A 9,426-nucleotide genomic window follows, 5' to 3' on the forward strand; every position below is an offset into this window, starting at 1 on the left:
CTTTTCGCTTTCGTGGCGGCGAATTTCCGTCATGCCTATCTTGTTGCAATAGAAATCCAGGGAGTCTTCAATGCTGCTGACGCGAACCATTGTATGTAGATAACGCATGTCTTTTTCCTTTTCCTCAGTCGAGGGAATTTCCGGAGAACGCCCGATCAGCCCATGACTATTATCACTTGTCTGAATGAAGCAAGAGAATTTGTCCAACAAATTTCAAAGGGCCGGAAGCGGCGGACGGTAGCACTGACGGGAGCAGGTATTTCAACTGACTCCGGGATTCCCGATTTCCGATCTCCAGGCGGGATATGGTCAAAGCGGCAGCCTGTTCAATACCAGGATTTTGTCGAATTTGAAGAAAGTCGGCTGGAAGACTGGGACAGACGATTTGAAATGCTGGACTTTTTTCGCAAAGCCAGGCCGAACGAGGCGCACAAGGCCCTCACTGCTTTGGCGGAAAACGATCGACTGGATTTGCTCGTCACCCAGAATGTAGACGGAATGCACCAGGCATCCGGGTTTCCTGAAGATCGGTTGATCGAAATTCATGGCAACTCGACCTATGCAACCTGTCTGTCCTGTGACCAGCATGCAAAACTGGAAGATCAGCGACCCACGGTCGAAGCCGGTAGGAGCCCGCGTTGCAGCCGATGCGGCGGACTACTGAAGGCAGCTGTCATAAGTTTCGGTCAACAAATGCCTGAAGAGGATCTTCTCAAGGCGGCGGTCGCCGCCGAAGAATGCGATCTCTTTCTCGTGCTCGGATCATCGCTTGTGGTGCAACCCGCGGCTCATCTTCCGGTAATGGCGGTGCAGGCCGGAGCCGAACTGGTGATTCTCAACAGAGAGGACACACCGCTCGATTCCATTGCATCCACAGTTATTCGAACTCCGCTTGCGCAAACTTTTTCAGGTTTTCACTAAGAAATGAGCCCGGAATTGCAAATGGTCTGTGGTTAGTTCCACAATTTGGCTTCTCGCATTAGTTCGCGATGTTATCCTTTTATTAGGAATCGGTTGAGAGGTGAGTCGCAAACTTCCCTCATCCGGGAGATGCGGACCAGAAACGGGACAAAATGGCTATGGGGGTTAAAACCGCACGGGAACCCCGCGCGCTTGATACATTGACGGACGATGTAGCTGTTGATGTTTTCGAGGTCGCCGGATCAATAAAGTGGTTCGATGTCGGTAAGGGCTACGGCTTCATAGTGCCGGACGATGGCGAAGACGACATCCTGCTTCATGTGACCTGTCTCAGGCGGGACGGGTACCAGACCGCGTATGAAGGCGCGCGTGTCGTGTGTGAAGTGCTTGATCGGCCGCGCGGATTACAGGCCTTCCGCATCTTGTCCATGGATGAGACCACTGCAACCCATCCGTCTCAGCTTCCTCCCTCCCGAACCCATGTTCAGGTCGTTCCAGAAGGCGGCTTCGAAAAGGCGACCGTCAAGTGGTTCAACCGCGTCAAGGGATTTGGGTTCCTGACACAAGGTGAAGGTACCGAGGATATCTTCATCCATATGGAAACGCTGCGTCGCTTCGGCATCACTGAGCTGCGCCCGGGACAGGAAGTACTGGTGCGGTTCGGGCAAGGTCCGAAAGGCCGCATGGCCGCCGAGATCCGTCCCGTTGGATCCGGAACGCATATACCAGCGTCACACTGACCGAAGATCGCGATCTTTTGAAAAATTCAGTCAGGCCGGACTTGCTCCGGCCTTTTTGTTCGGTATGCATCTAAATGAACGTGTGCTCAGATGCGGCTCGAACGATCAGGTATTGTTCCATGGTGTCAGCGTTCCGGTTTCTTTGTCGATCAGTCGGTCGTCTGCAAGGTTTTTCACGATGATTTCACGCTTTTGTCCCGTCTTTGTTTTCAGTTTCACGCTTTTTGTTTCCCTGTTCGCCGTCACTCTTTCCTCTAACGCCGATGGAGGTCAGGAGACGTTGCTTCAGGAAGATCTGACCATCCAGACGGCAGACGGGGAACTGACATTCGTAGTCGAAGTCGCGGCAAACGATATCGAACGGGCCCGCGGTCTGATGTTCCGGGAAGAGATGGCTGAAAACCAGGGCATGCTTTTCATCTTTGAAAGCGAGGGCGAGCGCTTTTTCTGGATGAAGAACACTCCGTTACCGCTCGACATTATCTATATCAGCACGGCAGGCAAGATTGTCAGCATCGCGGAAGATACGACGCCGTTTTCAGAAGCGGTAATCCCGTCTGGCAAACCCGCCCGGTTCGTCCTGGAACTCAATGCCGGCACCAGCCAGAAACTGGCCATCGCGATTGGCGATCATGTGACCAGCCCGTCCATGCAGGTTGACTAGGTCAGCCCCTTTTAAAACTGACTGCGAGTTGCAGCGAACGGCGATGAGCTTCAAGAAATCGTGCGAAATGCGAGCCTCCCGTTCGGTTGAATACGATGATGCAGCAGATCGAAGCCCCTTCGGGATAGCTTGAATAAAGGACTGACATTCTGTTTCCACAGAAGGAGTAACTGACTTCGTGTTCGCTCTTGACGCCAGCTTCGAACGTCTATAAATCCAGCGAAATCAAAGGCACGGGGTATAGCGCAGCCTGGTAGCGCATCTGGTTTGGGAGTGTTTTAGCTCAAAACCACAACCCGTTGAAAAAACTCACGAAAAACACCGTATCGGCATCGCTTAAGTCAGCATTCTGGGACTATTCTGGGACTCTGTACTCTTACTCCTACAATTCAACGGCGAGTGAGGAGGTGAAGATCGGCACTAAGAGACGTTGGCATTGACCTTCTACCTAGTGAATCTCAAAAGCATCTAGCCGGATGGTGAACCACTACGTGATTACCAGGGGTCCTTTCGTGTGCCTGAACTGCTCTAATTCTAGCGTTGTCAGCGTTGGCCATGCCATTTCGGCCGAAGCCATACCAACTACCTTCCCATTGGTCGGGAATGCAACGTGCTTTCGAGATGCACTCTGTGTCGTTACCCCGATAATCAACTACGCCGTTTTCATGTTCAGCTGCGACCGCAAGCTCGCTCAAATCTAGTGGCGCTTCTGTTATCACCAGATCGAAGCCTTCATCCTTTGCATGGTTGAGTTGGCTTTGATCCACCACGGCTTCATTCCTAACGTGAAATTTTAGGAGAACGATCTCTTCGTAGTCTTGGGTGTTGCGTTTCCGTTCAATTAGATCGTCCAATATTTCTTTCGCCATTTTGTTATCGAAGCAATCAGACTTGGCATCAACCAACACTGTAAAAAATTTTTGCATGATTTTCTCTCACCCATGACATCTAGTTCAATCTTTGTTGAGTGGGACAAGTATTGCGAGTAAAGTTGAAGGCGTCAATTTTGGGGTGGTTTTTACCCGAAAGTCTAAGCCTCTTTGAGTTTACCTGACCTGCGCCCGATCATCGGGCTCTTGGTCTGAAGCGCTTCCAGGCCATCCCGGACGTCCTCGTCCAGAACGTGGGCATAACGTACGGTCGAGGAAATGTCAGCGTGGCGCAGCGACTTCTGCACCAAAGCAAGGTCGCGGGTGGCGCGTAGGAGTTTGGACGCGAAATCGTGGCGCATGTCGTGGATTTTGAAATCGACGATCCCGGCGTTCTTCAGCGTTGTCTGCATGGTGCGTTTCAAGCTTTCATAGCTGATCGCCTTGCGCTTGCCCCTGTTGGGGTGGCGCTGCATTTCGTAGCTCCAAACAGCCTTGCCAGGGGCCTTGGTTGCTTCCTGGGTAATAACCGACATCTGCTCGCGCGTGACGGGAACCCAGACATAGCCTTCTCCCTTGATCCAGATCCGTATCCGGCTGCGCGGTTCGTCCAGATGATCCATGGACATGCCGATTACTGCATTAACGCGTAGGCCGCGGCTGAGCAGAAACCAGATGAACGGTCCATAATCCGGCCGCAAGGCATTCCAGAACCGTTCGGCCTCGTCGCCGACGAATTCCCGGACGCGCTCTTTCGGTTCCTTCAGCCTGATTTCCGACCATGCAAAGTTGTCCAGATCAATCCGGACATTCCAGCTACGCTTGGCCCGGCGCATTACCTTGCGCATGATCTCGACAATCTGGCGATTGACGGTTGCCGGAGCGAGCAGTTTGGGATTCTTCTTACCCTTGGTTTCGCCAGCGCGTTTACGCACGGCAATGGCAAAATCATCTGTTGTGAGGGAGATCAGGCGGCGGTCGCTGCCGATCAGCCGGCAGCAATGTTTTATGGCAATCAGTTCGTCGACTTCGGACGCTTTGCCCTTGATGACCTCCTCGTGATAGCGCAAGCACGCATCACCGAGCGTCATGTGGTCATTCGGGCCTTCGTCTTTTACCCGCCGTTTTTCCGCGTCTTCGAACTTTTTCGCGCGAGCTTTTGTCGTTTCTCCAGTTGAGCCATGAAATCGACGACGCTGCCCGTCGACCGTGAGGACGAAATCGAACTGGTAATAGGGCGACTTGAGGACCCGCTTGCCTGTCTTTTTGTCGGTTTTCCATTCCTGGTAGACGGACATGTCGAATCCCTTGTCATGAGGGCGGCGAGGTCCTCTTTTGCATATGCGCGCCGCTTGCCACGCAGGCGGTAGAAGACCTGGTCATCATCGCCCCATCGTGTCAGTGTTTTTGTGTGAACGTCAAGAAAGCGGGCCGCAACCGCGTGGCTGACCAGAACTTTGCCATCGAAAAGCTCGTCAAGCTTCCTGTCTATGCTGTCGGGAACGGCCTGCATGGTCATTGCTCAAAGATCCGAATAGGAAATGTTACGACGACGGGCTATGTCGATGGCGTATTCCTCAACAGCATTGCGGACCACATCATCAAGTGTGACGTTGTGTTCCTGGGCGAGTTCGGAGAGGATCTTGGTTGCCCTGGCATCAATCAGGCAGTCGACATGGGCCATGCCTTGCAGAGGGCCGTCTTGGTAGATTTCAGCCATGGTTGCCTCTGTCGGATTTTGCAGCGTGGCTTGCGATGCGCTGCTCAACACCTTGGACAAGGCCTTCGTTGAGCACGCCTGCGGCCATTCGGTGGTCGCGGTAAACAGCAATGAGGACGGCAGCGACGGCATGCTCCAACGTAACCATGATTGACGACGCATCGTCGGTTCCGCGATTATCGACAATGGCTGTTGCAGCAGCTGTTGCGCGTTGAGTGTCCTTCTTGGCTTCAGACATCGACTGCCTCCGGGTCACGTGAGGCGTGGACTTCCACGTAATCGCAGATGGTTTCCGTAAGAGTGGCGAGCGCGACTTCTTCTGGGCCGCGTCCAGACGAAAATTCGATGGCCAACCTTTTGAGGGCGGATAAATCGCCGCCCTCGAGTGTTTCCGCTAACCGGTAAAGCATGTCTTCCATCACTCACCCCCGAGTCCGAATGCCGATGAACTTCAGGCGGAGTTCCAGCTGCTCACGGGCCTTGTCCTGGCCCCATGCCTTGACGGCGGTCGGGAAAGGTGTTGGCAACGGCCAATGGTCGAGGGCGGCGCCGTTCATGAGGTCGCGGCGTTCCGAAGCCGTCAGCATCTTGTCGACCAGGTTAAGGTAGTTGAGGCGGTGAAGTATGGCGCTGTCGTCGTCGCCTTCCTGAAGGCCCGCAGCCTGCCAAATCGCGTCTGTCAGCTCGCCTTTGGCTTCGTCGATTGCATCCATGAAAGTGTCTGCACAGTCTGTTTTGAGTGCTGCGAACCAAAGCATCGGCCATGTGGGTTCACCAAAGAAACCGGCATGGAAGTCTCGAAGCAGCGCCCATGGCTTGTACTGATCCTCGGCGCGGTCGTACATCAGACAGCAATGCTGCGCGACGGTGTAGGTGACATGACTGGTTGCACCGTTGAAACGCGGTATCTTGACCAGGTTCTCGACAAGGTCAGGCCAGTGGATATCAGCGGCCTGCAGGTTGGCAAGGTCGACCACGCGACCGGATGCCATCTGGATCGGAGCAGTCATTTCCTTCACGGAAACGGGTTTTGAAATCTGGTTCATGGGTGGCCTCTTCAATCGTGTTTGGGTTCCGGGTTCGTCAGTTCGATTTTCGTGCCGACTTCGAAGTGTTCCGCGTTGAGCATGAGTACGTTGTCCACGCCAGTTTCTTCCCAGCCCTCGCGGGTCGAAATGAACCACTGCTTGTTTCCGTCGTGGTCAACGCCAAGCTCAACGAATTCGACGTCGCCGGGCGGGTAGGTGATATGGGTGTCTTCGCGGCTCATGATCTGAAGGGCCTTCTTTCACACAGTTTCGTATTTGGCTTTTTCGTCCCAAGGATCTTTGCTCGAAAGCTCCTCGTCGACGCGCGCTTTCATGTCGTTCATGAAATCTGAAAGCTCGGATTCATCGGACGTGAAATCGCACTCACATTCGAAACCGTCTGAGCTGCGATAGATGCTGTAATAGAGCTGCTCCCAGCCGCCCAAGTTCTCTTCGCGCGACAGTATGATTTCATGCCCTCGATAGGTTTCCTTTAGCTCTGTCATTGGTCATGGGCCTCAAAGAGAGTGTTGAGCTTGTAAGCGGGGGAATGCGCCTAGAACGGCAACTCGTCGTCTGTCGGGACGTCGGTTGGGCACAGACAGTTGACGTGGAACTCTTCTTCCTTGAAGGAGTTCCCTTCGAACCAGCCGCAGTTGGAGTAAGGCGAGCATGTGTCGTCGAGGATGGTCATCGGCTGGCCACCGGATTTCAGACGAACGATGGAACCTTGCTTGAAGTGCGGGCGGTCCTCGAACTCGACCGGTTTCGAGTGACCTTTGCAGGGCGGGCTGTCGTTTTCCGGGAAGCCTTGCATCTTTGCGAAGTCGAGGAGGCTTAGTCTTGCGTTGGCCGCTATGCGGGAAAGCAGCGCATCACTGAAGCCCATAAAAGAGACAGTGTTTTGCTCGACTTTGCGCTTGTGCCGGTTGGCCGGACGCATGGCAATGACATTGACATCGAAGGTCGGGTCGTTGTCGCTATTTGACGCCATATCGACCGCCGCAGTCTTGTTGACCGTGGTGGACTTTTCCGGGTCGATCCAGAGACCGGAATAGCGGCTGTTGGAGAGGATTTTTTCGCGAACGCCTTCGATGGAAAAGATGAACTTTTCCAAGAGCGGCGCGCCATGCTTTCGCGCGGCGGCGTATAATTCCGGTGCGGACTGGCACAGGACCAGCGTTTTTTCGGAACCTGGGCGAATAACGACACCGCCGTCAATGATGCCGTCGCAATCGAAATAGTCGGCGATCAGGTCACGGTTGAGCGTTTTGCCCGTCGCGTAGTCGCCGTGAACAAAGATGTGTTCCATGAAACTTGCCTTTCTGCCGGTCAGCGACCGGCCTTGATATCCAGCTTTGCCGCGACCGATTGGCCGTGGACGTTCATTGCTTTTTTGGTGAAGTTGTCGAAAAGCCGGAGTATTTCCGTCTTGTCGTGGGGGCGGTTCTCAAGACAGTCTTCAAGCTTGCGCCTGATGTCATCCATGTCGTCGAGCTGCGGTCCGGCCTCGGTCAGGAATTTGTCCGTCCGATGGGCTGCAGGTGGTTGAATCTGCTTTGCGTCCGCCTTCTGGATGTCCGAGGCCAGGCGCATTACTTGGCCTCGGCTGCGGGGGCAGGGCCAGCCATGCCGAGGGCGTGGAGATAGAGGTCAAGGACGGCCTCTTCCTCGTCGCGTTCGTGCGGCTGTTTCTTGCGCAGGGCAACAACCTTGCGCAGGATCTTGGCGTCATAGCCGTTGCCCTTGGCCTCGGCATAAACGTCCTTGATGTCATCGGCGATGACCTGTTTTTCCTCTTCCAAGCGCTCGATGCGCTCGACAAAGGCGCGCAGCTGATCGCCTGCGACTCCACCTGGATCACTCATTGATTGCTCCTTTTGAGGGCGTTGAAAGATGGTGAGAAAGGATGAGTTCAAGCACATCGACGGTAACGAGAAGCATGTCTGGCTCGGCCTCTGGGCTTGTTCGATCCGGTAGCTCGCAAACGTCTTTGACAATCTCGGAAATTGTGCCGATAGCGTTGCAAGTTTGCATTTGCTGCGAAGCGTTGAGGTCGTAACCGGCCTCACGGGCGAGGCGACGGATAACTGTGATTGTTTGACTGACGCCGGTCAGGCCTTCGTCGTCACCGAACGAACGTTGTGCGTCTGCTTCAAACTCAAGCCGCTCCAGCGTTTCGGAGAGGTCCTTGTCGGGTGCCTTGTGGCTCATGGCTCGCAGCGCCTAAGCAGCGAGGGCAAGATCGCGGCGGATCTTGTTCAAGGGCATGCGGGCAATGCCGTGCTTGAGTTCGGCGGTCAGAATTGCCGCGCGGATGCGCCGTTTCGTCATCACGCGAAATCCCTTGGTCGGGTGCAGAAACAGGTCGTACTTCGCGTAGACCTCGTTTTCAGCATCAAGGCGTTTGCCCTTTTCTTTCGCGCTGCCGCGCTGATTCGGGTTCTGCGGGATCTGCAAAAGGCCGATCTTGGAAGGTCTCAAGTCCATGGTTTTTACTCCAGTTTGGGGAAAGCCCTGCGAAACAGACTGCCGCTAAAAGCGGGATCTGCTTGGCGGGGCGGCGCGTACGTAACAGCGTGCGACCGATCATCCACGCGCCTTACCCTTGTCGGTTAGGTCATGGCGCGCTCCTTTCGTTTGAGGGTGTTGTCATCTGCTTGCTGAGCACGATGGGGGCGTGCTGCCGGGTTCTGTGCCCGGTATTCCTCATTGAGAAGTGTCCGGAGCGGATCTGGTCACGCCCCGGACAAGACTGCACTGGTATGGCACGCGGGGAGGAGGTCGCGTCAGGGCAGTCGGAGGAAGTGGGCCAAAGGCCGAAAACATGCTGCTGCCGTTTTTGCTTGTCACCACGGCGCAACATCAAAAATACGAAGGTCATGCAAATTGCTGACGCAATCAAAGGTAGCAGCTGCACTGATGATTGTGCGTATGCGAGCATGTCGCGCCCCTAAAACAAGGATCTTGAATACAACCCGCAATTTTTCCTGCAAAGGTTGCGCTCATTGCACGCAATGCTACATAAATTAATCTCATATGCAATATCAAAGTTACATATGATGTAATTTTTTGATTTTGTGAAGCTGCTGCCAGTGTTATCGACTGGTCAAATTCGTTTGTCTATTGTTGACAAATCCACATTAGGGACTCGTAGATGGTCAAGTTTCCCATTGATAAAATGCAATATCATGAGGCTGTCGTTGCACTGACTGCAAGACTCGCAGAAATCGGCCCTGTTAAACTGTCGTTTCGAAACGACGTTGAGGGGCTTGAAGCGGCCCACAAAGAACTGAAGAAGGGTAAGACAGGAGAGCATTTTCGACGCGCCCTAGTGACATTGCCACCCAATAGGATGTTTTGGCTTTGCGCCGAAATGGAAGGCAGGGTAATTGGAACCGTTGCCGCAAGATGCGACGATAGTTCGTGGTCGCTGCAGGAGTTTGTCAAAAACTATTGGGAGCGCACATTTGATGCAGTCGGC

18 protein-coding genes are annotated in these 9,426 nt (G+C 54.1%); 4 read left to right on the plus strand and 14 right to left on the minus strand.

What is annotated here, in order from left to right:
- Positions 1 to 108 (minus strand): VOC family protein (locus K5905_RS19095; RefSeq protein WP_297586693.1); only part of this gene is annotated, 108 nt, incomplete at its 3' end.
- Between the two features lie 54 nt (positions 109 to 162).
- Here K5905_RS19095 and K5905_RS19100 point away from each other — a divergent pair.
- The 3 genes from K5905_RS19100 to K5905_RS19110 all read left to right on the plus strand — a co-directional run bounded on the left by K5905_RS19100 (position 163) and on the right by K5905_RS19110 (position 2,325).
- Positions 163 to 921, plus strand: coding sequence for a Sir2 family NAD-dependent protein deacetylase (locus tag K5905_RS19100; RefSeq protein ID WP_297586671.1), 759 nt, complete (start codon positions 163 to 165; stop codon positions 919 to 921).
- 158 nt (positions 922 to 1,079) lie between these two features.
- A complete protein-coding gene (locus tag K5905_RS19105; RefSeq protein ID WP_297586673.1) occupies positions 1,080 to 1,661 on the plus strand; it encodes a cold-shock protein in 582 nt (193 codons plus the stop codon).
- A 280-nt stretch (positions 1,662 to 1,941) separates the two neighbouring features.
- Positions 1,942 to 2,325, plus strand: a complete 384-nt coding sequence (locus tag K5905_RS19110) for a DUF192 domain-containing protein (protein WP_297586674.1) — start codon at positions 1,942 to 1,944, stop codon at positions 2,323 to 2,325.
- Between the two features lie 458 nt (positions 2,326 to 2,783).
- On the opposite strand, the gene K5905_RS19115 is transcribed toward K5905_RS19110, so the two are convergent.
- From K5905_RS19115 to K5905_RS19175, 13 genes are all read right to left on the minus strand, one after another.
- Entirely contained in the window at positions 2,784 to 3,251 is a 468-nt protein-coding gene (locus tag K5905_RS19115) for a hypothetical protein (protein WP_297586675.1), read from the minus strand.
- Positions 3,252 to 3,355: 104 nt separating this feature from the next.
- Positions 3,356 to 4,492: a tyrosine-type recombinase/integrase gene (locus K5905_RS19120; protein ID WP_297586676.1), complete on the minus strand. Its 1,137-nt coding sequence runs from the start codon at positions 4,490 to 4,492 to the stop codon at positions 3,356 to 3,358.
- 224 nt (positions 4,493 to 4,716) lie between these two features.
- A complete protein-coding gene (locus K5905_RS19125) occupies positions 4,717 to 4,914 on the minus strand; it encodes a hypothetical protein (protein WP_297586678.1) in 198 nt (65 codons plus the stop codon).
- Positions 4,907 to 5,152, minus strand: a complete 246-nt coding sequence (locus K5905_RS19130; protein WP_297586679.1) for a GntR family transcriptional regulator — start codon at positions 5,150 to 5,152, stop codon at positions 4,907 to 4,909. Before K5905_RS19130 ends, K5905_RS19125 begins: the two co-directional genes overlap by 8 nt.
- Positions 5,145 to 5,324 (minus strand): hypothetical protein, encoded by a 180-nt coding sequence (locus K5905_RS19135; RefSeq protein ID WP_297586680.1) that lies wholly within the window; start codon positions 5,322 to 5,324, stop codon positions 5,145 to 5,147. The genes K5905_RS19130 and K5905_RS19135 overlap by 8 nt, the downstream gene beginning before the upstream one ends.
- A gap of 12 nt (positions 5,325 to 5,336) precedes the next feature.
- Entirely contained in the window at positions 5,337 to 5,960 is a 624-nt protein-coding gene (locus K5905_RS19140) for a hypothetical protein (RefSeq protein ID WP_297586681.1), read from the minus strand.
- Positions 5,961 to 5,971: 11 nt separating this feature from the next.
- Positions 5,972 to 6,184, minus strand: a complete 213-nt coding sequence (locus tag K5905_RS19145; protein WP_297586682.1) for a hypothetical protein — start codon at positions 6,182 to 6,184, stop codon at positions 5,972 to 5,974.
- A gap of 18 nt (positions 6,185 to 6,202) precedes the next feature.
- Complete coding sequence (locus K5905_RS19150; RefSeq protein ID WP_297586683.1) at positions 6,203 to 6,448, minus strand: hypothetical protein; 246 nt, start codon at positions 6,446 to 6,448, stop codon at positions 6,203 to 6,205.
- A 50-nt stretch (positions 6,449 to 6,498) separates the two neighbouring features.
- The gene (locus K5905_RS19155; RefSeq protein ID WP_297586685.1) at positions 6,499 to 7,254 is read right to left on the minus strand and encodes a DUF2158 domain-containing protein; all 756 of its coding nucleotides are present in this window, start codon (positions 7,252 to 7,254) and stop codon (positions 6,499 to 6,501) included.
- A gap of 20 nt (positions 7,255 to 7,274) precedes the next feature.
- On the minus strand, positions 7,275 to 7,538 hold the full coding sequence (locus tag K5905_RS19160; RefSeq protein WP_297586686.1) for a hypothetical protein: 264 nt from the start codon (positions 7,536 to 7,538) through the stop codon (positions 7,275 to 7,277).
- Positions 7,538 to 7,810 carry a DUF2312 domain-containing protein gene (locus tag K5905_RS19165; RefSeq protein ID WP_297586687.1) on the minus strand — a complete coding sequence of 91 codons (273 nt, stop codon included), beginning with the start codon at positions 7,808 to 7,810 and terminating at the stop codon, positions 7,538 to 7,540. Before K5905_RS19165 ends, K5905_RS19160 begins: the two co-directional genes overlap by 1 nt.
- Positions 7,803 to 8,156, minus strand: a complete 354-nt coding sequence (locus K5905_RS19170) for a hypothetical protein (protein ID WP_297586688.1) — start codon at positions 8,154 to 8,156, stop codon at positions 7,803 to 7,805. Before K5905_RS19170 ends, K5905_RS19165 begins: the two co-directional genes overlap by 8 nt.
- 12 nt (positions 8,157 to 8,168) lie before the next feature.
- Complete coding sequence (locus tag K5905_RS19175) at positions 8,169 to 8,432, minus strand: hypothetical protein (RefSeq protein ID WP_297586689.1); 264 nt, start codon at positions 8,430 to 8,432, stop codon at positions 8,169 to 8,171.
- 667 nt (positions 8,433 to 9,099) lie between these two features.
- Between K5905_RS19175 and K5905_RS19180 the strand changes: the two genes are divergently transcribed.
- Positions 9,100 to 9,426, plus strand: a 327-nt coding sequence (locus K5905_RS19180; RefSeq protein WP_297586691.1) for a hypothetical protein, incomplete at its 3' end; no start/stop codon positions are given.

It is taken from the genome of Roseibium sp., from assembly GCF_025698965.1.
Classification (GTDB): domain Bacteria; phylum Pseudomonadota; class Alphaproteobacteria; order Rhizobiales; family Stappiaceae; genus Roseibium.